This window comes from Curtobacterium sp. MCLR17_036 (assembly GCF_003234445.2).
Lineage (GTDB): Bacteria > Actinomycetota > Actinomycetes > Actinomycetales > Microbacteriaceae > Curtobacterium.
In genome coordinates, this window is record NZ_CP126269.1 from 1854806 (window position 1) to 1879075 (window position 24270).

Genomic DNA, 24270 nt, shown 5'->3' on the forward strand with positions numbered 1-24270 from the left:
GCACGGCGGGTCCGAGGTCCGAGGCCGAGCGCCGAGGTCGCACGACACGCCGCGGCCGGACCGTCGAGGTCGCACTTCGTGCCGTTCCGAGCGCCGGGATGCGGCACGTTCTGCGACCTCGGTGCTCGATCGACCCCCGACCCGCCCGGCCCGCCGCCCTCAGCCCAGCTCGGAGCTCCGCCGCTGCGTCCGGATCGACCCGGTGACGATGCCGATCGACCCGGTGACGGTCTGGATCGCCCGGCTGACGATGGGGACCGACGTGGTGACCACCGCGAGCGAGGACGTGATCGCCTCGATCGACGACGTGGACAGGTGCTCCTGGTGGTGCGAGTGCACCGGGAACCCGCGCCGCGCGGCGAGCACGACGCCGAGCGAGCCGACGAGCACGGCGGCGCCGGCGAACGGCAGGTACTGCAGCCCGACGAGTCCGAGTGCCTGCCCGCCGATGGCGGCGCCGCCGGCGATGCCGATGTTCGACGCGCCGTTGACGAGGGCACCGGCGATGTCGGGGGAGACCCCGCCCGAGCGGATCGCGGCTGCCATGAAGAGCGTGCCGGTGGTGCCGTTCGCGGCCATCCAGACCCCGGCGACGACCATCGTGCCGACCAGCGAGCCGTGCACGAACGGCAGGGCGGCGAAGGCGACCGCCATCGTGGCGACGGCGACGACGAGGGTCTGCCGCGGTGCCCGGTCGACGAACATGCCGGCGAGCCAGAGCCCGATGACGCCGGTGCCGCCGAGCACGAGCAGCGCGCCGCTGACGAGCGAGGCGTCGAGCCCGGCGTCGATCGCGTACGGGCCGATGTACGTGTAGACGACGTAGTGGCCGGCGAAGAGCAGCAGGTCGGCGACGACGACGGACAGCAGTCCGGTGCGCGCCCAGGCCTTCGGGGAACCGATGTGCGGCGACGCAGCGCCGCTGACCGCCGGCAGGAAGAGCAGTGCGACGGCGGCGAGCGCCGCGGCGGCGACGGCGACCGAGAACACGGCGGGGCGCCAGCCGATGTGCTGGGCGACGAAGGTGGCGACCGGGACGCCGAGCACGAAGCCGAGCGAGCTGCCGGAGTACACGAACGCGATGGCTCGGCCGGCCAGGCGCGGCGGCACGATGCGTGTCGCGTAGGCCGAGGCCACCGAGAAGAACAGGGCGTGTGCGATGCCGCCGACGACGCGGCCGGCGCAGACGACCGCGAACGACGGCGCGAACGCGATCATCAGGTTCGAGACCGTGTACCCGACGAGGGTCGCGACGAGCACGGTCTTGCGCGGCAGCTTCGCGGTGAACGCGGTGAGCGGCAGCGCGAGGATCGCCACGGCGGCGGCGTACACGGTGACGACGATGCCCATCGTCGCCTCGGAGACGCCGAGGTCGGCGCTCATGGTGCCGAGCAGCCCGACCGGCATGAGCTCGGTGGTGATGGCGAAGAACGTCGCCAGGCCGAGCACGGCGATGCCGACGATCGACTGGCTGGTGACGGTGATCGGCCGCGTGTTCGTCGACACGGCCGAGGTGGTGGTGTTGGTGGACACGATGCTGACCTCCTCCGGGGAACGGCGGAACGCGCGACGACGCCGTCGGGGACGGCGTGTGACCGGGGGTCTGCGGGGCGCGCTCGCTGCTGGTGTGGATGATGTGGGTACGACTCCACGGCGAGTGCGCTGATCCAGTGTTGCACGCTCGATGGACCCTGGCGAGGGCCTCGGCACAATTTCTGGGAGCGCTCCAACGATTGTCAGCGAGGAGCGAACAGAACCGACCTCCACGGCCCCGGATCAGTACTCGTTCGTCACCCGACCCTGTACCCCGCCACCGCGCAGCGCGATCGTCAGGGTCCCGCTCATCGACTGCGCGGACATCGACACCGACCCGTGCAGCGCTGCCTCGCGGGGGAAGCAGGCGGAGGTCGACTCGATCCGGTCCGCCGTCGCCACGAGGCAGATCGTCGACCGGTCCGTCCCGACCCCGGCCCAGACGTTCCACGGCGTCTCGAACGACCCGCCGTCGAGCGCCCGGTTCGTGAAGACGAGTCGCGTCGTGTGCAGGCTCACCGGCGCCTCGACCGGTCCGGGCAGCTGGTCGGCGAACGTCTGCGGCATGTCGAGGAGCTCCTCGAGCGTCACGGTCCCGGCGGTCGGCGTGATCGACGGCGCCGCCGGCACCTCCGGCAACGAGCTCCCGACGAGCGTGCCCGCCGCGAAGACGACCCCGATCGCCGCGGCCGCACCGAGCGCGATCCACAAGCGGGGCCGTGCACTGAACAGCGCCGTCCGCCACCGGGGCACCGGCTGCGGTCCGGTCGGGAGGCCCGGCGCACCTCCGACGTCGCCGCCCACCTCGGCAGCGTGGCCGGGTCCGGCGCCGTGGTCGGCTCGGCCGCCGGCGTCCGGCTCCGACGTCGTGCCGGGTCCCTCGGGCGAGGTCGACCACGACGCGGATGCTCCGTCGGCCGACGCCGCTGCCGAGGGAGCTGCGGAGGATGCGACCGGCTGTGCCACCGAGTCCCGACCCGCAGCCTCAGCCTCAGCCTCAGCCAGGCGAGGCCATGAGTCCCACACCGAACCCGTGGGCACCTCGGGGTCCGCCGTCGCGCCCGGCGATCCCGCCCTGCCCCGACCGGGATCCGAGGTCCTGCCCGGACCCGCGCCCGAACCGGAGGTCGTGCCGAGACCTGAGCCCGGACCCGAGGTCGCGCCCAGGGCCCGGTCCGGGCCGGTGACGGTGCCCGGACCTGGACCCGACCGCGCTGGAGTCCTCGGACCCGGACCCGGAACCGAGCCCGGACCCGAGCCCGGGTTCGGGCCCACACTCGCGCCCGAACCCAGGCCCACACCCGCGGCCGTACCCGTACTCGCGGCTCCACTCGTGCTCGCACCCGGCCCACTGCTCGTCGCCGTGCCCGAGACTGCACCTGCGGACTCGTCCGGTCCTCCGGCAGCGACCGGACCGCCCTCGGGGTCCGGCCCAGGGCGAGAGCCGGAGCCAGCACCGGCGCCGGCGCCGGCCGATTCCAGCCAGACGTCCCTCCCGACACCGTCGGGAGGGGTCGCTGCCGACCCGGCACCGGACGCTCGTGCCCAGCCGGGGGTCCCCACACCACCGGACCGCGGCGCCCGACCCGGCCGCGTCGACGAGGCAGGCTGTCCGCTGACCGCGGTCGGGCCTCCTGACCGGTGTCCGCCTCCGCGACCGCGCCCGCGCTCGAGGCCCGCCAGCGCGATCCGGGCGCGCGCCGCGTCCTCCGGGGTCGAACCCGCTCCCCAGGCGACGGCCTCGAGCCGTGCCCGTTCCGCATCCACGTCGTCGTGGTCCATGCGCACTCCCGCTCTGCCGGACGTGGGTCCATCGTGGCACCGTCCGTGCGGGTGCGCGCACCCAGAACGAGGGAGTAGGCGTGACGCATGAGCACCGAACCAGCAGACCGGCACGACGCCGATCCCGAGACCCTCGAGCCGCTGAGCCACGACACGCAGTCCGGCGAGGCCGACTACGTCGCGACGAGCCCCGGCGGGTCCGGCACCGAACGCCACGTGCCGACCGCCGACGAGGAGCAGGGCCGCGGCACCGAGTACGACCCCGTCGACCAGGGCCCGCAGCAGGAGGGGCAGGGCGGCTGACGCGTCACCGGATCGCGCGGCGGAGCACGGCGCGCTCCGCGGCGGTCCACGTCGCACTCGTCACGACGTAGAGGGCCGCGGCGAGGGGTGCGATCGCGGCGAACACCACCGAGATGAACGGTGCGATCCGGCCGACGGTCTCGGCGGCGGCCGTCCCCGGCACGGCCGCTCCGGGTTCCGCCGGGGGCACCGGGTTCCACCGCAGGTTCGCGCGCCGACTCAGTTCGACGACGACCGCGAGCACGGCCAGCAGCAGCACGACCACCCACGCGTGCACCCACAGCGGCGACGTCAGGGTCACGACCAGGGAGTGTCCGAGCGGGACGCCGACGAGCGTGGCCTCGAGCAGGGCGTTCGCGGTGCCGCCGATGCTGCCGTGCGAGAACAGGGCGTAGACGAGCGAGAGCACCGGCGCCTGTGCCAGCACCGGCAGGCAGCCCGCCAGCGGCGACACCTTCTCGTTCGTGTAGAGCTCCTGCACCGCGCGCTGGAGTGCCGCGGAGTCCTTGCCGTGCCGTTTCCGCAGGGCGGCGAGCAGGGGCGCGAGTCGACGACGGTCGCGTTCCGCGCGGACCTGCAGGACGGCGAGCGGCACGAGTGCGGCCCGGATCGCGATGGTGACGAGGACGACCGCGAGCGCGGCCGAGAAGGACCCCGTGACGGGGGAGAGCGCCGCGGTCAGGGCGGCGAGCAGGTCGGCGCCGCCGTGCAGCAGCGGGCCGACGAGGGGCAGGGTGGACAGGTCCATGACGTTCCGATCGATCGTGGGTGCGGGAGGCGTGTGCGGCCCGACCACCGATCGGTGGTCAGGCCGTGGCGACGACTCCCGGGGCCCGCGAGCGGACCTGTCCGTCGGCGTCCGGGTGGCTCCACGCGATGCGGGTCACGAGGTCCGGGACCGCTCTGCTGACGACGGCCCGCTGACCGGCGGCGAGCAGCGTCACGAGCACGGCGAGCAGCACGCGTGCGAGCACGACGGCGGTCACGACCGCGGCGATGCCCAGCGCGGCGACGGTCAGCACGGGCACCACGCCCGGCGCGCCGGACGCCGTGGTCACCGGGAACCCGGTGACCAGCACGGCGAGGATGCGCAGCAGCGACGCGAGGACGGTCATGGTGCGATCAGCGTAGCGCCCGCGTGCCGCGCCGGACAGACGGGTCGCACGGGGGAGGATCACGACATGACCGCAGGTTCGCCGAGCACCCCAGCGACCGTCGCGCTCGAGGCGGCCGGGATCCCCTGGACGCCGCACGTGTACGAGCACCACGAGAGCGCCACCAACTTCGGAGAAGAGGCCGCCGCCGCCCTCGGGCTGCGCGAGGAGCAGGTCTTCAAGACCCTCGTCGTCTCGGTCGACGGCGCCCTCGCCGTGGCGATCGTGCCGGTGGCGAACCGGCTCGACCTCAAGGCGATCGCCGCGGCGGTCGGTGGCAAGAAGGCGACCCTGGCGGACCCGGCCCTCGCCGAGAAGCGCACGGGCTACGTCGTCGGCGGCATCAGCCCGGTCGGCCAGAAGACCCGGCTGCGCACCGTGCTCGACGAGTCGGCGCTGTCGTACGCGAGCATCTTCGTCTCCGGGGGGCGCCGCGGGTTCGACATCGAGGTCGCGCCGACGGACCTCGCGCGCGTCACCGACGCCGTCACGGCGCCGATCGCCCGGACCTGAGTCGGGTCGCCGCAAGTTTCTCCCGCACCCGGGAATGACCCGGGCCCTCCTGCGTTGCATTGAGTCGAAGGCACTCAAGTTCCCCAGGAGGTCCCTTTGCCAGACACGTTCGGCCCGACCGGCAGCAACGACTCGTTCGACGAGTTCCTCGCCCGCCTGCTCGCGGCACAGCGCACCGGTGACCAGCAGCGCGTCCGCGCGTTCGGCCGACCGGTCGACATCACCCGGCTGCTCAGCCGCCGGACCCACGAGCTGCTCCAGCACACCGCCGAGTACGCGGTCGCGCAGGGCCAGCGCGAGGTCGACGCACTGCACGTCCTGCACGTGCTCGTCCGCACCGAACCGTTCGACGCCGTCGTGCGCTCCGCCGGGGTCGACCCCGAGCGCCTCGCCGACGAGATCGAACAGCGCCTGCCGATGGCGCACGAACCGGTCGCCGAGCAGTCCGGTCGCCCGGCGCTGACCGCCACCGCGCAGCGCATCCTCGTCGAGGCGACGCAGGCCGCGCGCGGCTTCGGCAGCACGTACACCGACCCCGAGCACGTCTTCTTCGCGCTCGTGATGGACCAGGAGACCGTGACCGGGCAGCTGCTCGCCAGCGCCGGCATCACCCCGCAGGTCATGCAGGACTACGCGGCACAGGCTGCCGCCGCCGCGAGAGAGGGGCGCCCCGTGCCCGGAACACCCGACACCGCCAGCAGCGATCAGGCCACCGACGGCGACACCCCGACGCTCGACCAGTTCGGCACCGACCTCACCGCCCGTGCCCGTGACGGGCACGTCGACCCGGTGATCGGCCGCGCCGACGAGATCGAGCAGACCGTCGAGATCCTGCTCCGCCGCACCAAGAACAACCCGGTGCTGATCGGCGAGCCCGGTGTCGGCAAGACCGCGATCGTCGAGGGCCTCGCTCAGCGCATCGTCGACGGTGACGTCCCGGCCCTGCTGCAGGGCAAGCGGGTCGTCGCGCTCGACCTGCCCGGCATGCTCGCCGGCACCCGCTTCCGCGGCGACTTCGAGGAGCGCCTAACGAAGGCGATGGACGAGATCGCGGCGCACGCCGACGAGCTCATCGTCTTCGTCGACGAGCTGCACACCGTCGTCGGCGCCGGTGGCGGCGGCGAGGGCGGCTCGATGGACGCCGGCAACATCCTCAAGCCCCGGCTCGCCCGCGGCGACCTGCACCTGGTCGGCGCGACGACGCTGAACGAGTACCGCCGGATCGAGAAGGACGCCGCGCTCGAGCGCCGCTTCCAGCCCGTCACGGTGGGGGAGCCGACCGTCGAGGACGCCGTCGCGATCCTGACCGGCCTCGCCCCGCGCTACGAGGAGCACCACGGCGTCGTCTACACGCCCGAGGCACTCCGCGCCGCCGTCGAGCTCTCGCACCGGTACGTGACCGACCGGCACCTGCCCGACAAGGCCATCGACCTCGTCGACCAGGCCGGTGCACGCCGTCGCCTCGCCCTGTCGGGCGACGTCGACGTCGACGCCCTGCGTGCGCAGGTCACCGACCTGACGGCCCGCAAGGACCGCGCGGTCGCCGAGGAGCACTACGAGGAAGCGTCCGACCTGCGCGACGAGATCGTCGGACTGGAGGCCCGGATCACCGCCGCCTCGTCGGCGGACGCCACCCGCGCCTCCCGTCCGGAATCCGCGGACACGTCGATCACGGAGGGTGACATCGCCGCCGTGGTGTCACGCGCCACCGGCATCCCGGTGACCCGCCTCGGTTCGGCCGACAAGACGCGGCTCGCCGCCCTCGAGTCCGAGCTGCACGACCGCGTCGTCGGCCAGGACGACGCCGTGCGGGCGATCGCAACCGCGGTGCGGCGCAGCCGGACCGGCATGGGCGACCCCCGTCGTCCGGTCGGCAGCTTCCTGTTCCTCGGCCCGACGGGCGTCGGCAAGACCGAACTCGCGAAGGCCCTCGCGTCGTCGCTGTTCGGTGACGAGTCCGCCATGCTCCGCTTCGACATGAGCGAGTTCGGCGAGCGCCACACGGTGTCCCGCCTGGTCGGTGCCCCTCCCGGGTACGTCGGCTACGACGAGGCCGGCCAGCTCACCGAGCGGGTCCGCCGCAACCCGTACTCGGTGATCCTGCTCGACGAGGTCGAGAAGGCCCACCCGGACGTCTTCAACCTGCTGCTGCAGGTGCTCGACGACGGCCGGCTCACCGACGGACAGGGGCGGACCGTGGACTTCCGGAACACCGTCGTCATCATGACGTCGAACATCGGCTCGGAGTTCCTGGCCTCCCGCTCGGGAGCGCTCGGTTTCTCCCCGGTCGGCGCCACCGACGGGTACGCCGCGGACGACCTGCGGGCCCGCGTGATGGGCAAGCTCCGCGAGGCGATGCGGCCCGAGTTCATCAACCGCATCGACGAGATCGTGCTGTTCCGCAAGCTCGACCGGTCCCAGATCGCGTCGATCGTGTCCCTGCTCCTGCAGGACACCGCGCTCCGGCTCGTCGCGCAGGACATGGTCCTGTCGGTGTCCGACGCCGCGGTCGACTGGCTCGCCGAGCACGGCTACGAGCCCGAGTACGGCGCCCGTCCGCTCCGCCGCCTCATCCAGCGCGAGGTCGACGACCGCATCGCGACCCTGGTGGTCGACGGCGCGGCCGGCGCGGGCGACACCGTGCGGATCGACGTCGCGGGCGACACCCTGACGGCGACCGTCGCGGAGCACGCGGCACTGTAGCGACACCGCCCGCACGGGCACCCGCACGACGGCCCGGTACCGGTTCGGTACCGGGCCGTCGTCGTGTCCGCGGGGCGCGGCCCCGGTATTCGCGAATGCAATTCCGGAAGAATGTGCGGGAAAGGCTTGCGCTCGGGAATGTCGTGCGGATAGTGTTCGAGCGTCGCGAAAGCCAGCGACCCGAACAGCTCGAGACCGAAAGGGGGCCGACCATGATGATTCCTGCAACCACTCCGTTCCGTGGAATGCGTGGCCGCGTCGGTACCCCGTTCCGCGTCCGCTGACCCGGGGCGTCCGACTCCCTCCCGACATCTCCGTCCGCTGACCTCGTCGTCAGCGGACCTCCCGTACCGAGCCGATCGCAGGCCGATCGCGCTCCGGTCGCGGCGGACCCACCGATCACCGGTCGACCCGTCGTCGCACACCTGACGTGCGACGGTCGGTCGACGACGATCGGGGTCCGACGGTGTCGAGGAGCAGTCTGACGCTCGCGGTCCGTGCATTCCCGTACCGCACCGTCCGGCATTCCCTGACGGTCGCGGCGCGCATTCCTGCGCATTCCCGTCGTCGCCCGACGACGGGTGTTTCCGTCGTGCCCGCGTGCCGGGCAGCTCCGTCGTGCCCGAAAGGCATCATCGTGTCCGTCAAGACCACCACCCGTCCACCCGATCTCCACCCGGCGCCGCGCCGGGTCTCCCTCGCCGACCGACTCGCGCTCCGCGTCGGTCTGGCCCTCATCATCTGGAGCCGCCGCACCCGCCGGGTCCGGCCGCGACTCGACCCGTCGACGCTCCTCCGCCTGCAGCGCGAACGGCAAGCCCGCGAGGACCGCTGGCTGCAGCAGGCCGCCGCCCCACTGCGCCAGTGGCGGTGACGGCGGCACCGTGGTGCTGCTCGCGTCGGACTGCGGGCGCCGCGGCGGTCGGGTGCTCGGGTGCAGTTCCGCGCGTCGGGAGCTGTTCCGCGCGTGGTGAGGCGTTTCGCGCGTAGGAGGCCGTTCCTTCCGGCCCCCTACGCGCGGTTCCGCTTCCTATGCCGCGCGCGATGGGACAGAACGTGTGCGGCGGGGGTGAGGCGTGCCTCCAGAGCCCGTCGCCGGCTCGTTGGTAGTCCGTTCCTTCCGGCCTCCTACGCGCGGTTCCGCTTCCCGTGCCGCACGCGATGGGACGGAAAGTGCGCGGCGGGGGTGGGCCGTGCCTCCCTCGTCCGTCGCCGTCGGCGGTCTCGCGCATGGTGAGCTGTTCCGCGCGTGGGCAGCCGTTCGTTCCTGCTCCCGACGCGCGGTTCTGCTTCCCATGCCGCGTGCGATGGGACGGAACGTGCGCGGCGGGGGTGACGACGACCACCGCACGACCGGAGTCACCTCGAACCACGCCGTCGCACGGGCCGACGTGACCTCTGTCGTGCGCAGCGCATCCGCGCCAGGCGCTGCACCGGGACCGGCCTGTGCGTCCGCACCCGCGCGGCCACCGTGTCGGACGCACCCCGGGCCTCCCGTACCGTTGTCGGGTGACCGAAACCGCAGCTGCACTCGTCGAACGCCTCACCGCCCTCGTGCCGGACTTCCCGAAGCCGGGGGTGCTGTTCCGCGACGTGACGCCGGTGTTCTCGGACGCCGTCGCGTTCGGCCGCGTGTGCGAGGCACTCGCAGCACCGTTCGCGGTGGGGGCCGGGTTCGACGCCGTCGCCGGCATCGAGGCCCGGGGCTTCGCCCTCGCCGGCGGCATCGCCGCCCAGCACCAGGTCGGCGTGCTGACCGTGCGGAAGGCCGGCAAGCTGCCCGGCGAGGTGCTCAGCGAGCAGTACGCGCTCGAGTACGGCGAGGCCGAGCTCGAGCTCCGGCCCGGGCAGCTGCCCGCCGGCACCCGCGTGCTCGTGGTGGACGACGTGCTCGCCACCGGGGGGACCGGAGCCGCCACCATCACGCTGCTCGAACGCGCCGGCTACCAGGCGATCGGCTTCGCCGCGCTGCTCGAGCTCGACGGGCTGTCCGGGCGCGAGCGGCTCGAGCCGCGCCTGCCCGTCGCGACGCTCGGTGCCGTCCCGGCCTGATTGCACAGGCGCGTTCGCGGGCCCCGCGTGCGCACTAGTCTTGACGCACCAATTCGATCGAGGAGTCCCATCATCGTGACCGAGTCAGTCGCCCCCGCGCCCGCAGAGCTTCCCCAGGCACCCGAGCCCCGGACCGCGACGACGACCACGACGGGCACCGAGCTCTTCGACGGTGAGCGCGGCGTCGTCGCGATCCGCGTCGACGGCGTGCTGAAGGACCTCGCGGCCGAGGTCCTGGCCGGCGAGACCGCCGAGGCCGTCACCCTGCAGGAGCAGGACGGGCTCGACATCCTCCGGCACTCCGCCGCACACGTGCTGGCGCAGGCGGTGCAGCAGATCAACCCGGACGCGAAGCTCGGCATCGGCCCGCCCGTCACCGACGGCTTCTACTACGACTTCGACGTCGCCGAGCCCTTCACCCCCGAGGACCTCAAGGCGATCGAGAAGGGCATGGACCGCATCGTCAAGCAGGCCCAGCGCTTCCGGCGCGTGGTCGTCACCGACGAGCAAGCGCGCGAGCTGATGGCGGGGGAGCCGTACAAGCAGGAGCTCATCGGGCTCAAGGGCGCGGCGACCGACGGCGACTCCGGCGAGAGCGTCGAGGTCGGCGCCGGCGAGCTCACCGTCTACGAGAACGTCGACCCGAAGTCGGGCGAGGTCGTCTGGCAGGACCTCTGCCGCGGCCCGCACGTCCCGCACACCCGCTGGATCGGCAACGCCGCGAAGCTCATGCGCGTGGCGGCGGCCTACTGGCGCGGCTCCGAGAAGAACCCGCAGCTGCAGCGCATCTACGGCACCGCCTGGCCCGACAAGGACCAGCTGAAGGCCTACCTCGTGCGCCTGGAAGAGGCAGCGAAGCGCGACCACCGAAAGCTCGGTGCCGAGCTCGACCTGTTCTCCTTCCCCGACGAGATCGGGTCCGGGCTGGCGATCTTCCACCCGAAGGGCGGCATCATCCGCCGCGAGATGGAGGACTACTCGCGCCGTCGGCACGAGCAGGAGGGCTACTCGTTCGTCTACACGCCGCACATCACCAAGGGCGACCTGTTCGAGCAGTCCGGTCACCTCGGTTGGTACAAGGACGGCATGTTCCCGGCCATGCACATGGACGAGGCACGCGACGAGGACGGCAACGTCACCCGCCAGGGCGCCGACTACTACCTCAAGCCGATGAACTGCCCGATGCACATCCTGGCGTACCGGTCGCAGGCACGGTCCTACCGCGACCTGCCCCTGCGGATGTTCGAGTTCGGCACGGTCTACCGCAACGAGAAGTCCGGCGTCATCCACGGCCTCACCCGCGTCCGCGGCCTGACCCAGGACGACGCGCACATCTTCACCACGCCGGAGAAGATGAAGGAGGAGCTCACCACGACCCTCGACTTCGTGCTCTCGCTGCTGCGCGACTACGGCCTCGAGGACTTCTACCTCGAGCTCTCCACGAAGGACCCGGAGAAGTACGTCGGTGACGACGACGTCTGGGAGATCGCGACGAACACGCTGCGCGAGGTCGCCGAGGAGTCCGGGCTCGAGCTCGTCCCCGACCCGGCAGGCGCCGCGTTCTACGGCCCGAAGATCTCGGTGCAGGCCCGCGACGCCATCGGCCGCACCTGGCAGATGTCGACCGTGCAGCTCGACTTCAACCTGCCCGAGCGGTTCGGCATCGAGTACACCGCCGCCGACGGCTCGCGGCAGCGTCCGGTGATGATCCACCGCGCGCTGTTCGGGTCGATCGAGCGGTTCTTCGGCGTGCTCACCGAGCACTACGCCGGCGCCTTCCCGGCGTGGCTCTCGCCGGTGCAGGTCGTCGGCATCCCGGTCGCGGCGGAGTACGGCGACTACCTCGACGAGGTGGTCGCGAAGCTCCGGTCGCACGGCGTCCGCGCGGAGGTCGACCACTCCGACGACCGCATGCAGAAGAAGATCCGCACGCACACCAAGGCGAAGGTGCCGTTCCAGCTCATCGCCGGTGGCGACGACCGCGACGCCGGGGCGGTCTCGTTCCGGTTCCGCGACGGCCGGCAGGACAACGCCGTGCCCGTCGACGAGGCCGTCGACCGGATCCTCACCGCGATCCGCGAGCGCGCGCAGGTCTGATGACCATCCCAGGAGGCACGGATCCCGTCCCCGGGACCGGTCGCGTCGACGACGTGGCCGGTCCCGGCGCGCGGGCCGCTTCCGACACGTCGGTCCCGGTCGGTGCGTCGGACCCGACCGGTGCGCCGGACCTGATCGGCGCGGCTGGTCCGGCTGGTGCCGGCGCGGCCGGTGACCCGCTCGTGATCCGCGACGCCGCGACCGGCGCCGCGGTGCCGGACGCGTTCCAGCGGCTCTGGAACCCGCACCGGATGGCGTACATCGACGCCGGCCGCGAGGGCGAGGGCCGCGGGCACCGCGACGACTGCCCGTTCTGCGAGGCGCCGCACAAGTCCGACGAGGACGCCCTCATCGTCGCGCGCGGCGAGCACGCCTACGTCCTGCTCAACCTGTTCCCGTACAACAGCGGCCACCTGCTCGTGTGCCCGTACCGGCACGTCCCGCTCTACGACGAGGCCACCCCGGACGAGCTGCGCGAGATGGGGGAGCTCACGCAGACCGCGATGCGGGTGCTCCGGCAGGTGTCCCACTGCGACGGCTTCAACATCGGCATGAACCAGGGCGAGGTCGCCGGAGCGGGCATCGCCGCGCACCTGCACCAGCACATCGTGCCGCGGTGGGCGTCCGACGCGAACTTCTTCCCGATCATCGCCCGGACGAAGTCGATGTCGCAGATGCTCGGCGAGACCCGCCGACTCGTCGCCGAGGGCTGGCCCGCACAGCACTAGACTGTCGGCATCATGAGCGACAGCAGCAGCACCCCGAGCACCCCCGGCACCTCGATCACCGGCTCCGACCGCGTCAAGCGCGGACTCGCGGAGATGCTCAAGGGCGGCGTCATCATGGACGTCGTCGACGCCGAGCAGGCCCGCATCGCGGAAGAGGCCGGCGCGACCGCCGTCATGGCCCTCGAGCGCGTCCCCGCCGACATCCGCGCCCAGGGCGGCGTGGCCCGCATGTCCGACCCGTCGATGATCGAGGAGATCATCGCCGCCGTGTCGATCCCGGTCATGGCGAAGGCCCGCATCGGTCACTTCGTCGAGGCCCAGGTCCTGCAGGAGCTCGGCGTCGACTACATCGACGAGTCCGAGGTCCTGTCGCCGGCCGACTACGTCAACCACATCGACAAGTGGAAGTTCACCACCCCCTTCGTCTGCGGTGCCACCAACCTGGGCGAGGCGCTCCGTCGCATCACCGAGGGCGCGGCGATGATCCGTTCCAAGGGCGAGGCCGGCACGGGTGACGTGTCCGAGGCCACGAAGCACATCCGCACGATCAGCAAGGAGATCGCGGCGCTGCGCAACCTCAAGGAGGACGAGCTCTACGTCGCCGCGAAGGAGCTCCAGGCTCCGATCGACGTCGTGCAGGAGGTCGCCCGCACCGGCAAGCTCCCCGTCGTGCTCTTCACCGCCGGCGGTGTCGCCACCCCGGCCGACGCCGCGATGATGATGCAGCTCGGTGCCGACGGCGTGTTCGTCGGGTCCGGCATCTTCAAGTCCGGCGACCCGGCCAAGCGTGCCGCGGCGATCGTCAAGGCCGTCACCTTCCACGACGACCCGAAGGTCATCGCCGAGGTGTCCCGCGGGCTGGGCGAGGCGATGGTCGGCATCAACGTCGCCGACGTCCCTGCGCCGCACCGTCTCGCCGAGCGCGGCTGGTGAGTGCCCGGCCCCGCATCGGGGTCCTCGCGCTGCAGGGCGACTTCCGTGAGCACATCGCGTCGTTGACCGAGCTCGGCGCCGACGTGGTGCCGCTCCGTCGACCGGAGGAGATCGCGTCGCTCGACGGCGTCGTGGTCCCCGGCGGCGAGTCGAGCGTGATGGACAAGCTGTCCCGCGCGTTCGGCGTCGCTGCGCCGCTGTCCGAGGCGATCCGCGGGGGACTGCCGACGTACGGCACGTGTGCCGGCATGATCATGCTGTCGTCGCGGATCGCCGCCGGGATCCCGGGGCAGCAGACGCTCGACGTGCTCGACACCACCGTGCGGCGCAACGCGTTCGGCGCACAGAACGACTCGTTCGAGACCGACATCCCGATGCCGGACCTCGGAGAGGCGCCGGTGCACGCGGTCTTCATCCGCGCGCCGGTGGTCGAGCAGCACGGCGACGACGTGCACGTGCTCGGTGCCCTGCCGGACGGCCAGGTGGTCGCGGTGCAGCAGGGCAACGTCATCGCGAGTGCGTTCCACCCGGAGGTCGCTGGCGAGGACCGCTTCCACCGGCGCTTCCTGGACCTGGTCCGCACGGCCTGAGCGCAGAGCTCCGCCGCGCACAGCAGGGCCGGGTACCGAACAACGAGCACCGAGGGGCTGGCCCCGACCGACGGTCAGACGACGCCGAGCGCCGTCGCGACCTGCATGCCGACGGCGCCCACCGCCGCAGCGGCGAACACGCCCGCGAGCACGGCGTCCACCACGGCCCGCGGTCGGCGCCGTCCGCCCGCAGCGCGCAGGAGCTCCGCCGAGAACCGGAAGACGAACACCCGCGCGGCCAGCAGGAGCGGCACCGACCACGCCGCCCAGGAGCCGACGGACGGCGCCGACAGGGCGACGAGGAGCCACGCGGCGAGGGCTGCCAGGCCGCTGAGGAGCGCTCCGGTCCGATCGCTGTCGTCCTCGCGGCGGCGCCCCCGGTCGGCGACCGGTCCGGTCCACAACCCCGATCGCACCTGGGTCCGTCGACGGGCGATCGTGACTCCGCTCCGCGCGGCCGATTCGAGCAGGAGCGCGACGGCGAGGGCGGCGACGAGCGCGGCGACGGCGTCTCCGTCCGGTGGCACGATCCCGGCGAGCAGCACCACCGCGATGCCGGTGCCGGCGATCCACGTGACGGCGGTCAGCACGAGGACGACCGGCACGAGCGGGATGCGACGCGCGGTCCGGCGGAGGAGGCCGCGGGGGAAGGTCACGAACGAGTTCACCTCGGCCACCAGCACCCAGAGGGCCACGATCCCGGTGACCGCCCAGCCGAGGACCTTCGTCACCACGTTCGCGCCGCCGCCCGCCGCGACGTGTGCGCCGAGGACCGAGGCGAGCAGCAGCCAGGTGACGATCGCCACCGGGATGGACACGAGGTTCCAGACCCCGTGGTCCACCCGGCGCAGGGCCTCCCACGACGTCGGGTGCTGCGCGAGCACCTGCGCCGCGTTGGCGACCCGCCCCGGCGCGTGCATCGCGGATCCCGCCGCGAGCATCACCCACTCGTTGTTCGGGTCGAGTTCGAGGGCGCGGTCGAGGGCAGCCGTCGCCTGCGGCCGGTAGGTCTCGTCCGTCCAGGACAGGGCGCGGTAGCACCCGGCGGCGTCGGCGAGGAGCACAGCGTCGTGCGGGGCGAGTTCGAGTGCCCGGTCGAGGGCGGCCGCGGCCCGAGGCACGTCGGCGAGGGGCCAGATCTGCTCCTCGGTGATGGTGCGCTTGGCCCGGGACCACCGGGTGTGCGCGAAGGCCCAGAGCAGGTGCGCCTGCGCCCAGTCGGGGCTGCGGTCGAGCAGCCGGTCGGCAGCGCGCTTCGCCTCGAGCCGCTCGTTCGTGTCGAGGAGCGCGTTGAGCCGGGTCCACATCGCGCCGGCGTGCTCGGGGTCGATCGCCAGCGCGCGTTCCGCGGCGACCCGGCTCGCCGCGTGGTCGTGCCGCGCCCGTTCCGCTCGGGCGAGCATCGCCCAGAGCCGCACGTCGTCCGGTGCGCCGGCGACCGCCGCCGTGAGCACCGTCCTGGCCTCGTCGGGGCGCCCGAACCCGAGCAGGGCGTCCGCGCGTTCGACGACGACGTCGACGGCGTCCGACATCAGAGCTCGCGCTCCTCGCGCAGCCACTCGGCCATGTCGTCGTACTCGCCGCTGCTGTTCGAGTACTCGGCCACGTTGCGGGCGGCCTGCACCCACGGGCCGATGGAGGGCTTGACCTCCTTGAGGGCGTCGCGCAGGTCGGGCATCCGCACCGGTCGCACGGCGCCGGAACGGATCGAGTCGGTCATCGCCTTCTCGGCCGCGGTCGTCACGAGGTGCTCGAGGTCGGCGCCGGAGAACCCACGGGTCCGTCGGACGAGGTCGTCGAGGTCGATGCCCTCGATCGGGCGCTTCCGCAGGTGTCCGCGCAGGATCGCCTCGCGGGCGGCCTCGTCCGGCGGGCGCACCAGGACCATCCGGTCGAACCGGCCCGGGCGCTTCAGCGCGGCGTCGACGTCCCACGGGTGGTTCGTCGCGGCGAGCACGTAGACGCCGTCGTTCTGCGAGTCGACGCCGTCCATCTCGACGAGGAGTTGGTTCACCACGTTCCGGAACGACGACGACGTGTTGCCGCTGCGCTTGCCGCCGATCGCGTCCATCTCGTCGAAGAACAGCACCGCCGGGGCGTGGCGTCGTGCCTCGCGGAAGACGCGGTGCACGTTCTTCTCGCTCTCGCCGATGAACTTGTCGAGCACGTCCGTCAGCGTCACGGACAGGAAGTGCGCTCCGAGCTCGCCGGCGATCGCGCGGGCCAGGAACGTCTTGCCGCACCCGGGCGGCCCGTAGAGCAGCAGGCCCCCGCGGAGCTGCTTGCCGAAGGCGGCCGCGATCTCGGGGTGCGCCATCGGCTGCAGGAAGGACTCGTCGATGCGACGCTTCACGACCTCGAGGCCACCGACGTCGGCGAGCCGGACGGTCTCGCGCCGGACCTCGACCACGGGGTCGGCGTCCTCGGGGACGGCCGCGACCGCCTCGCCGTCCTCGGTCACCGCCCGCTCGAGGAACGGCGGCTCGGTCGGGTCGGCGATCGACCGCTCGAGCGCCGACCAGTCGATGCCGTCGCCGTGCGCCGGCGTCGCCGGGCCGGCCGTCGACCCACCGCTCCCGTCCCCGCCGGCGGCCGAACCGGCGCCCACCGGACCGGATCCCGCCGAACCGTGGCCCGCCGCACCGGAACCCGCCGCACCGGGGCCGTCCGCACCGAGGCCGTCCGCGCCCGCAGCCGGCGCCGCCGCGGCGGCCAGGGCGGACGCCCGCACGATCCCGGCGGCCCGCGCGTCGTCCGGCGCCTGCTGCAGCACGGTGGACGCCTGCTCGATCGCCTCGCCGTGCCGCCCGGCGTCGGCGAGCAGTTCGGCGTACCGCAGACGCAGCGCGCGGTCCTCGGGCAGCGCGGCGACGGCCGCGGCGAGTGCGGACAACGGATCGGTCATGCGTCCCCCTGGTGGTTCGTTCCCTGCCGGACCATCGTAGGGCGGTGGACGGGACCGACCGCCGGATCCGGCACCGGTGTGACGGAGCCGCGCCGTGCCTCCAGGCCGGTGGACGGCCCGCGGACCGCTAAAGTGGGCGGGACGTTCCGCAATACGCAAGGAGAACCGTGTCCGGGCATTCCAAGTGGGCAACGACCAAGCACAAGAAGGCGGTCATCGACCAGCGCCGTGCCAAGTCGTTCGCCAAGCTGATCAAGAACATCGAGGTCGCCGCGAAGATGGGCGGCGCCGACCTGTCCGGCAACCCGACCCTGGTCGACGCCGTGCAGAAGGCGAAGAAGACCTCGGTCCCCAACGACAACATCGACCGCGCGATCAAGCGCGGTGCGGGTCTCACGGGCGAGACCATCGAGTACACGACGATCATGTACGAGGGCTACGGCCCGAACGGCGTCGCGATGCTCATCGAGTGCCTCACGGACAACAAGAACCGTGCCGCGGCCGAGGTCCGGACCGCGATGTCGCGCAACGGCGGCACCATGGCCGACCCGGGCAGCGTCGCCTACAACTTCTCGCGCAAGGGCGTCATCTCGGTCACGAAGACCGACGGCCTCGACGAGGACACCGTCATGACGGCGGTGCTGGACGCCGGCGTCGAGGACGTCGTCGACCAGGGCGGCGGCTTCGAGGTCATCACCGAGGCGAGCGACCTGGTCGCCGCGCGCACCGCGCTGCAGGACGCCGGCATCGACTACGACTCCGCCGACGCCGAGTTCGTCCCCGGCCTCAAGGTCCCGGTCGACGCCGAGACCGCCCGCAAGGTCTTCCGCCTCATCGACGCGCTCGAGGACTCGGACGACGTGCAGAACGTCTACTCGAACTTCGACATCCCCGCCGACGTCCAGGCCGAGCTCGACGAGGACGAGGGCGAGTAGCCGTGCTCCGCGTGCTCGGGGTGGACCCCGGGCTCACCCGGTGCGGTGTCGGCGTCGTCGAGGTCGCACCGAACCGGCGCGCACGACTCGTCCACGTGACGGTCGTGCGCACCCCGCCGGACATGCCGCTCGAGCAGCGGCTGCTCCGGATCGCCGACGGCATCGCCGCCGAGATCGACGAGCACCGCCCCGACGCGGTCGCCGTCGAGCGGGTCTTCGCGCAGGCGAACGTCCGCACGGTGATGGGGACGGCCCAGGCGGCCGGGCTCGCGCTGCACGCCGCGGCGGCGCGCGGCCTGCCCGTCGGACTGCACACCCCGTCCGAGGTCAAGGCCGCCGTCACCGGCTACGGCAACGCCGACAAGCGGCAGGTGCAGACCATGATCGCGCGCGTGCTCGGGCTCGACGAGGCCCCGAAGCCGGCCGACGCCGCCGACGCGCTCGCGCTGGCCGTGTGCCATGCCTGGAGGCTCGGATCGCCGGACGTCGCCGGCTCGCGTCCGACGAACCTCACCCCCGCCCAGCGCGCCTGGCGGGACGCGCAGGCCGGCACCACCGACACCCCGCTCGCGCGGGCCGCCGCGGCGGCCGCGCGGCCGCCGCGTGGCAGGTCGGCGTCGTCGGTGGGCGGCCCTAGGCTCGGAGCATGATCGCGAGTCTCCGGGGCACCTGCATCGACATCGCCGGATCGGTCGTGGTGATCGAGGCCGGGGGAGTCGGGTACGCCGTCACGGTGACGCCCGCACACGCGCTGACGATGCGCCACGGGTCCGAGGTGTTCGTCCGCACGGCCATGATCGTGCGCGAGGACGAGCACCTGCTGTTCGGGTTCGCCTCGACCGACGCGCTGCAGGTGTTCGACCTGCTCCGCGGCGTCTCCGGCGTCGGACCGAAGTCGGCGATGGGCGTCCTGGCCCACATGGAACCGGCGCAGGTCGCGAACGCCGTTGCCTCCGAGGACGACGGCGCGTTCCGCAAGGTCTCCGGCATCGGCCCGAAGACCGCCAAGCTCATCATCGTCGCGCTCTCCGGCAAGCTCGCCGCCTTCGAGCACGCGCCGACCGCCGCGACCGTGTCCGGCACCGCGCACCCCGCCGCCGTCGACGTCGTCGCCGCCCTGGTCGGTCTCGGCTGGCGCGAGGACGCCGCCCAGCGTGCGGTCGACGACACCGTCGCGACCGAGCCGGGCGTCGCGGCGATGGGCACCCAGGCGCTCCTGCGCGCCGCGCTCGGCGCCCTGCGGCCCGCCGGGGCCGGGCGGTGAGCGGCATCACCGCCGCCGGCGCCGAGTCGCAAGAGGAACTCGCGTTCGAGGGCGCGCTGCGGCCGAAGTCGCTCGACGAGTTCGTCGGCCAGCGCAAGGTCCGCGGACAGCTCGACCTGCTCCTCAAGGCGGCCGCGCTGCAGGACCGCACCCCCGACCACATCCTGTTGGCCGGCCCGCCCGGCCTCGGCAAGACGACGCTCGCCATGATCGTCGCGCACGAGTCCGGTCGACCCCTGCGCATGTCGAGCGGACCCGCCATCCAGCACGCCGGCGACCTCGCCGCCGTGCTCTCCTCGCTCGTGCCCGGCGAGGTCCTGTTCATCGACGAGATCCACCGCATGGCCCGCTCGGCAGAGGAGATGCTCTACCTGGCCATGGAGGACTTCCGCATCGACGTGATGGTCGGCAAGGGAGCCGGCGCGACGAGCATCCCGCTCGACCTCGCGCCGTTCACCCTCGTCGGGGCGACCACCCGCGCCGGTCTGCTGCCGAACCCGCTGCGTGACCGCTTCGGCTTCACCGCCCACCTCGAGTTCTACGAGAAGGACGAGCTCGAACAGGTCCTCATCCGTGCGGCGCACCTGCTCGAACTCGACATCGACCGGTCCGCCCTGCGCGAGATCGCCGGGCGCTCCCGCGGCACGCCGCGCATCGCGAACCGACTGCTCCGACGGGTCCGCGACTACGCCCTGGTGCACCGCACCACCGACGGCATGGCCGCGGTGCAGGGCGCGCTCGACCTGTACGACGTCGACGAGCTCGGGCTCGACCGGCTCGACCGTGCCGTCGTCGAGACGATGCTGACCCGCTTCGACGGCGGGCCCGTGGGGCTCAACACGCTCGCGGTGTCCGTCGGCGAGGAGTCCGAGACGGTCGAGTCCGTCGTCGAGCCCTTCCTCGTCCGCGTCGGTCTCGTCACCCGGACGCCCCGCGGTCGCATCGCCACGCCGCTGGCCTGGCGCCACCTCGGACTGACCCCCGGGCAGGGCGCCGTGGCCGCCCCGGCGCTGTTCGACGACCAGGACGCCACGGACTGACGGCGGATCACCGGACCGACACACCGCGTCCAGTGCCGTGCCCTAGACTGCTACGGCCCGAAACCGAAATACCAGAGAAGGCATCGCACCATGGACCAATCCGTCATCCTCATCGTCATCATCGTGGCGTTCGCGGCCTTCATGTTCTACAGCAGCCGCAAGCGCAAGAAGCAGCAGGCCGAGATCGCCGACAAGATGGTCCCCGGTGCCAAGGTCATGCTCTCCTTCGGCCTGTACGGCACCCTGCTCTCCGTCGACGACGAGAAGGTCACCGCCGACGTCGAGATCGCCCCGGGCACCGTCGTGACCGTGCACCGGCAGACGCTGTCCCGCGTGGTCGACGACACCGCGAACGACGTCGTGACCACCGCGACGCCCGAGGCCGAGGCGACGACGCCGGTCGAGCGCGGAACGACCGAGCCCGGCGTCGTCGAGCTGAACGGCGAGCCGGTCTACGGCGAGCGGGTCGAGGACACCGACCCCACGAAGCGCAAGTCCGACGACTGACGCCCTCGACCGCCGGGTCGACTGACCCGGCGGCCCTCCGACGCCGTCGCACGCTGTGCCGACGGTCCTGACAGAAAGACGAGACGACCGGTGGCACGATCGACACCCGTCAAGAAGGCGCTTCGCTCGCTCACCTGGTTGGTGATCCTGATGGCGATCCTCGCCGGCCTGAACACCGCCGCGTCGGTCCTCGCCGGCTCCTCGAAGGACGACACCGACAAGTGGTACCAGGGTGCGAGCTGGGTCCCCGAGCTGGCGCTCGACCTGCAGGGCGGCACGCAGCTGACCCTCGCGGCGCAGAACACCGAGGGCGACTCCGTCACGCGGCAGCAGCTCGACCAGGCGGTGGAGATCATCCGCCAGCGCATCAACGCCACCGGCGTCTCCGAGTCGCAGATCAACACCCAGGGCACGAACAACATCGTCGTGTCGATCCCGGGCAAGCCGGACCAGGCGACGATCGACCGCATCGAGGCGGCCGCACGACTCACGTTCCGCCCGGTGCTGTACACCCAAGCGGCCACGAACTCGTCCGTCGGCGACTCCGGGTCGGCCAGCGCGTCGCCGACGCCGTACTCGCCGCCCGCCTCGCTGCCGGCCACGCCGAGCACGAAGCCGACGAACGCGAGTGACCTCGCCTGGGCCACCCCGGCCCTGCAGGACCTGTACACCAACTACGACTGCGCCGCTCCGGACGACGTCTCGACCGCCCCGGACGACGAGCCGCTCGTCACGTGCGACCAGGACGGTGCGGGCAAGTACATCCTCGGTCCGGTCGAGGTCTCCGGCGCGAACATCAGCAACGCGACCTCCGGCCTCGGCACCGACTCGCAGGGCACCTCGACGGGCCAGTGGGTCGTCAACCTGACCTTCGACGGCACCGGCACGAAGGACTTCGGCACGGTCACGAACCGCCTGGTGAAGCTGCAGCAGCCGCAGAACCAGTTCGCGATCGTGCTCGACGGCTCGGTCATCAGTGCGCCGACCACGAACGTCGCGATCCCGAACGGCAAGGCGGAGATCAGCGGCAACTTCACCGCCGACTCGGCGAAGGCACTCGCCGACCAGCTGAAGTACGGCGCGCTGCCGATCAACTTCCAGGTGCAGTCGAACGAGAACATCTCCGCCACCCTGGGCACCGCGCAGCTCGTCGGCGGCCTGGTGGCCGGCCTCATCGGGCTCATCCTCGTCATCATCTACTCGCTCATCCAGTACCGAGCGCTCGCGTTCGTCACGGTCCTGTCGCTCGGCGTCGCCGCCGCACTGACCTACCTGGTGATCGCGATCATGTCCTGGCGCGTCGACTACCGCCTCTCGCTCGCGGGGGTCGCCGGTCTGATCGTGGCGATCGGCATCACGGCGGACTCGTTCATCGTGTACTTCGAGCGCATCCGCGACGAACTGCGCGACGGACGTGGGCTGGAGAGCGCGGTCGAGGCCGGGTGGAAGCGGGCCCTGCGCACGATCCTGGCGTCCGACTCGATCAACTTCCTCGCCGCCGTCGTGCTCTACGTGCTCGCGGTCAGCGACGTGAAGGGCTTCGCGTTCACCCTGCTGCTGACCACCCTGATCGACGTGGTCGTCGTCGTGCTCTTCACGCACCCGATGATGCAGCTCATCGCCCGCAGCCGGTTCTTCGGCGAGGGCCACCGGTTCAGCGGACTCGACCCCGCCGCCCTCGGCGCGGTCTACCGCGGTCGCGCACAGTTCCGCGCGCCCGTCGTGGACGGCAAGCGCCAGCGCAGCGCGGGCGAGGCCCAGCGCCGCCAGACCATCGCGGAACGGAAGGCCCAGCAGGCCTCCGGGCAGGACGGCACCACGCCGGACGGGAAGGACGACTGATGGCCAGCTTCAGCCAGTTCGGCAGCGACCTCTACACGGGCAAGCGCTCGTACGACATCGTCGGCCGCCGCAAGACGTGGTACCTCATCGCGGTCATCGCGATCGTGGTCTCGCTCGCCGTGCCGTGGCTCCGCGGGGGCTACCAGCTCGGCATCGAGTTCACCGGCGGCTCGGAGTTCACGCTGTCCGACGTCCGGAACACCGACCAGAGCATCGCGACGGACACCGTCGAGGAGATCGTCCCCGAGGGCATCCCGCGCGTCTCGCAGCTCGGCACGCACGGGCTCCGCGTGCAGACCGGTCAGCTGACCGACCGTGAGACCACCGAGGTGCGGGACGCCCTCGCGAAGGCCTACGACGTGCCCGACGAGCAGGTCGCCGCCACCTTCATCGGTGCCACGTGGGGCGCCGACGTGCTCGCCCAGGCCATCCGCGGCCTGGTGATCTTCCTCGCCCTCGCCGCCGTCGTGATGGCGCTGTACTTCCGCACCTGGAAGATGTCGCTCTCCGCGATGGTCGCGCTGCTGCACGACCTGCTCATCACGGCGGGCGTCTACGGCATCGTCGGGCTCGAGGTCACCCCCGCCGCGGTGATCGGCTTCCTGACGATCCTCGGCTACTCGCTGTACGACACCGTCGTGGTGTTCGACAAGGTGCGCGAGAACACGAGCCAGGAGTCGCACCGCACCTTCGTGCAGTCGGTCAACCTGGCGGTCAACCAGACCCTGGTGCGCTCGATCAACACCTCGGTCGTCGCGCTGCTGCCGGTCGCGGCGATCCTCTTCATCGGGTCGTACGTGCTCGGGGCCGGCACCCTGCGCGACATCTCGCTCGCCCTGTTCATCGGCATCATCGTCGGCACCTACTCGACGATCTTCATCGCCTCGCCGATGTACGCGCACCTGCGCGAGAACGAACCGAAGGTCAAGCAGGCCGACGCGAAGAAGACGGCCGCTGCCGAGAAGCGCCAGCGCGAGGTCGACGCGGCGACGGCGGACGTCTGATGCCGATCGACGTGCACGAGATCGACGTCGCCGAGGCGCGTCGCCGCCTCGACGCCGGCGCCCGGCTCTTCGACGTCCGCGAGCAGGGGGAGTGGGACGAGGTGCACGCCACCGAGGCGACGCTCGTGCCGATGTCCGCCCTGGTCGACCGGTGGCAGGAGATCGACGGCGGCGACGAGCCGGCCATCGTCGTGTGCCACTCCGGCGTCCGCTCCGCCCGCGTCGTGGCGGCCCTCGAGCAGTCCGGCGTCCCCGCGGTGAGCCTGGCCGGCGGGATGGTCGCCTGGGAGCAGTCGGGGGAGCCGGTCGTCCGCGACGCCCAGGGCGAACCGCGTCACGAGCACTGACCGGACACGCGTAGTGTTGTCGGATCGAGCTCGGATCG

General features: G+C 72.2%; 23 protein-coding genes. 17 read left to right on the forward strand and 6 right to left on the reverse strand.

The window, feature by feature from the left end:
• Positions 1-159 precede the first annotated feature (159 nt).
• A complete protein-coding gene (locus DEI99_RS08795) occupies positions 160-1533 on the reverse strand; it encodes an MFS transporter (RefSeq protein WP_111040874.1) in 1374 nt (457 codons plus the stop codon).
• A 243-nt stretch (positions 1534-1776) separates the two neighbouring features.
• A complete protein-coding gene (locus DEI99_RS08800; protein ID WP_146247060.1) occupies positions 1777-2244 on the reverse strand; it encodes a hypothetical protein in 468 nt (155 codons plus the stop codon).
• 1158 nt (positions 2245-3402) lie between these two features.
• Between DEI99_RS08800 and DEI99_RS08805 the strand changes: the two genes are divergently transcribed.
• Positions 3403-3618 carry a hypothetical protein gene (locus tag DEI99_RS08805; RefSeq protein ID WP_111040876.1) on the forward strand — a complete coding sequence of 72 codons (216 nt, stop codon included), beginning with the start codon at positions 3403-3405 and terminating at the stop codon, positions 3616-3618.
• Positions 3619-3622: 4 nt separating this feature from the next.
• On the opposite strand, the gene DEI99_RS08810 is transcribed toward DEI99_RS08805, so the two are convergent.
• A complete protein-coding gene (locus tag DEI99_RS08810) occupies positions 3623-4366 on the reverse strand; it encodes a YidC/Oxa1 family membrane protein insertase (RefSeq protein WP_111040877.1) in 744 nt (247 codons plus the stop codon).
• Positions 4367-4424: 58 nt separating this feature from the next.
• Positions 4425-4733 (reverse strand): hypothetical protein, encoded by a 309-nt coding sequence (locus DEI99_RS08815; protein WP_111040878.1) that lies wholly within the window; start codon positions 4731-4733, stop codon positions 4425-4427.
• A gap of 66 nt (positions 4734-4799) precedes the next feature.
• Here DEI99_RS08815 and ybaK point away from each other — a divergent pair, with 66 nt between their 5' ends.
• The 8 genes from ybaK to pdxT all read left to right on the forward strand — a co-directional run bounded on the left by ybaK (position 4800) and on the right by pdxT (position 14388).
• Entirely contained in the window at positions 4800-5285 is a 486-nt protein-coding gene (ybaK, locus tag DEI99_RS08820) for a Cys-tRNA(Pro) deacylase (RefSeq protein ID WP_071255320.1), read from the forward strand.
• 96 nt (positions 5286-5381) lie between these two features.
• Positions 5382-7988, forward strand: coding sequence for an ATP-dependent Clp protease ATP-binding subunit (locus DEI99_RS08825; protein ID WP_111040879.1), 2607 nt, complete (start codon positions 5382-5384; stop codon positions 7986-7988).
• A gap of 637 nt (positions 7989-8625) precedes the next feature.
• Entirely contained in the window at positions 8626-8862 is a 237-nt protein-coding gene (locus DEI99_RS08830) for a hypothetical protein (RefSeq protein WP_111040880.1), read from the forward strand.
• A gap of 635 nt (positions 8863-9497) precedes the next feature.
• Positions 9498-10040 (forward strand): adenine phosphoribosyltransferase, encoded by a 543-nt coding sequence (locus DEI99_RS08835; protein ID WP_071255331.1) that lies wholly within the window; start codon positions 9498-9500, stop codon positions 10038-10040.
• 75 nt (positions 10041-10115) lie between these two features.
• Positions 10116-12137: a threonine--tRNA ligase gene (gene thrS / locus DEI99_RS08840; protein ID WP_111040881.1), complete on the forward strand. Its 2022-nt coding sequence runs from the start codon at positions 10116-10118 to the stop codon at positions 12135-12137.
• 134 nt (positions 12138-12271) lie between these two features.
• Positions 12272-12865 (forward strand): HIT family protein, encoded by a 594-nt coding sequence (locus DEI99_RS08845; protein WP_502867026.1) that lies wholly within the window; start codon positions 12272-12274, stop codon positions 12863-12865.
• Positions 12866-12877: 12 nt separating this feature from the next.
• On the forward strand, positions 12878-13798 hold the full coding sequence (pdxS, locus tag DEI99_RS08850) for a pyridoxal 5'-phosphate synthase lyase subunit PdxS (protein WP_071255335.1): 921 nt from the start codon (positions 12878-12880) through the stop codon (positions 13796-13798).
• On the forward strand, positions 13792-14388 hold the full coding sequence (pdxT, locus tag DEI99_RS08855; protein ID WP_502867027.1) for a pyridoxal 5'-phosphate synthase glutaminase subunit PdxT: 597 nt from the start codon (positions 13792-13794) through the stop codon (positions 14386-14388). The genes pdxS and pdxT overlap by 7 nt, the downstream gene beginning before the upstream one ends.
• 74 nt (positions 14389-14462) lie before the next feature.
• Here pdxT and DEI99_RS08860 read toward each other — a convergent pair whose 3' ends face one another.
• Both DEI99_RS08860 and DEI99_RS08865 read right to left on the reverse strand, forming a co-directional pair.
• Positions 14463-15920: a tetratricopeptide repeat protein gene (locus DEI99_RS08860; protein ID WP_111040883.1), complete on the reverse strand. Its 1458-nt coding sequence runs from the start codon at positions 15918-15920 to the stop codon at positions 14463-14465.
• The gene (locus DEI99_RS08865; RefSeq protein WP_111040884.1) at positions 15920-17293 is read right to left on the reverse strand and encodes an AAA family ATPase; all 1374 of its coding nucleotides are present in this window, start codon (positions 17291-17293) and stop codon (positions 15920-15922) included. The genes DEI99_RS08860 and DEI99_RS08865 overlap by 1 nt, the downstream gene beginning before the upstream one ends.
• 167 nt (positions 17294-17460) lie before the next feature.
• Between DEI99_RS08865 and DEI99_RS08870 the strand changes: the two genes are divergently transcribed.
• From DEI99_RS08870 to DEI99_RS08905, 8 genes are all read left to right on the forward strand, one after another.
• Positions 17461-18228 carry a YebC/PmpR family DNA-binding transcriptional regulator gene (locus DEI99_RS08870; RefSeq protein WP_111040885.1) on the forward strand — a complete coding sequence of 256 codons (768 nt, stop codon included), beginning with the start codon at positions 17461-17463 and terminating at the stop codon, positions 18226-18228.
• Between the two features lie 2 nt (positions 18229-18230).
• Entirely contained in the window at positions 18231-18878 is a 648-nt protein-coding gene (gene ruvC / locus DEI99_RS08875; protein WP_111040886.1) for a crossover junction endodeoxyribonuclease RuvC, read from the forward strand.
• Positions 18875-19492: a Holliday junction branch migration protein RuvA gene (gene ruvA, locus DEI99_RS08880; RefSeq protein ID WP_071255356.1), complete on the forward strand. Its 618-nt coding sequence runs from the start codon at positions 18875-18877 to the stop codon at positions 19490-19492. Before ruvC ends, ruvA begins: the two co-directional genes overlap by 4 nt.
• Positions 19489-20532, forward strand: a complete 1044-nt coding sequence (ruvB, locus tag DEI99_RS08885) for a Holliday junction branch migration DNA helicase RuvB (RefSeq protein WP_111040887.1) — start codon at positions 19489-19491, stop codon at positions 20530-20532. The genes ruvA and ruvB overlap by 4 nt, the downstream gene beginning before the upstream one ends.
• 90 nt (positions 20533-20622) lie before the next feature.
• Positions 20623-21039: a preprotein translocase subunit YajC gene (locus tag DEI99_RS08890; RefSeq protein ID WP_111040888.1), complete on the forward strand. Its 417-nt coding sequence runs from the start codon at positions 20623-20625 to the stop codon at positions 21037-21039.
• A gap of 90 nt (positions 21040-21129) precedes the next feature.
• Positions 21130-22881, forward strand: coding sequence for a protein translocase subunit SecD (gene secD, locus DEI99_RS08895; RefSeq protein WP_111040889.1), 1752 nt, complete (start codon positions 21130-21132; stop codon positions 22879-22881).
• The gene (gene secF, locus DEI99_RS08900; protein ID WP_071255373.1) at positions 22881-23885 is read left to right on the forward strand and encodes a protein translocase subunit SecF; all 1005 of its coding nucleotides are present in this window, start codon (positions 22881-22883) and stop codon (positions 23883-23885) included. The genes secD and secF overlap by 1 nt, the downstream gene beginning before the upstream one ends.
• Entirely contained in the window at positions 23885-24232 is a 348-nt protein-coding gene (locus DEI99_RS08905; protein WP_111040890.1) for a rhodanese-like domain-containing protein, read from the forward strand. Before secF ends, DEI99_RS08905 begins: the two co-directional genes overlap by 1 nt.
• The last annotated feature ends 38 nt before the right edge of the window (positions 24233-24270 follow it).

What these genes read in the sequence shown, in the direction of transcription:
- DEI99_RS08890 (WP_111040888.1), top strand. Translation starts at nt 20,623, where the DNA reads ATGGACCAATCCGTCATCCTCATCGTCATCATCGTGGCGTTCGCGGCC.
- DEI99_RS08815 (WP_111040878.1), bottom strand. Translation starts at nt 4,733, where the DNA reads ATGACCGTCCTCGCGTCGCTGCTGCGCATCCTCGCCGTGCTGGTCACC.
- DEI99_RS08860 (WP_111040883.1), bottom strand. Translation starts at nt 15,920, where the DNA reads ATGTCGGACGCCGTCGACGTCGTCGTCGAACGCGCGGACGCCCTGCTC.
- DEI99_RS08865 (WP_111040884.1), bottom strand. Translation starts at nt 17,293, where the DNA reads ATGACCGATCCGTTGTCCGCACTCGCCGCGGCCGTCGCCGCGCTGCCC.
- DEI99_RS08905 (WP_111040890.1), top strand. Translation starts at nt 23,885, where the DNA reads ATGCCGATCGACGTGCACGAGATCGACGTCGCCGAGGCGCGTCGCCGC.
- pdxS (WP_071255335.1), top strand. Translation starts at nt 12,878, where the DNA reads ATGAGCGACAGCAGCAGCACCCCGAGCACCCCCGGCACCTCGATCACC.
- ruvA (WP_071255356.1), top strand. Translation starts at nt 18,875, where the DNA reads ATGATCGCGAGTCTCCGGGGCACCTGCATCGACATCGCCGGATCGGTC.
- DEI99_RS08810 (WP_111040877.1), bottom strand. Translation starts at nt 4,366, where the DNA reads ATGGACCTGTCCACCCTGCCCCTCGTCGGCCCGCTGCTGCACGGCGGC.
- secF (WP_071255373.1), top strand. Translation starts at nt 22,881, where the DNA reads ATGGCCAGCTTCAGCCAGTTCGGCAGCGACCTCTACACGGGCAAGCGC.
- DEI99_RS08805 (WP_111040876.1), top strand. Translation starts at nt 3,403, where the DNA reads ATGAGCACCGAACCAGCAGACCGGCACGACGCCGATCCCGAGACCCTC.
- ybaK (WP_071255320.1), top strand. Translation starts at nt 4,800, where the DNA reads ATGACCGCAGGTTCGCCGAGCACCCCAGCGACCGTCGCGCTCGAGGCG.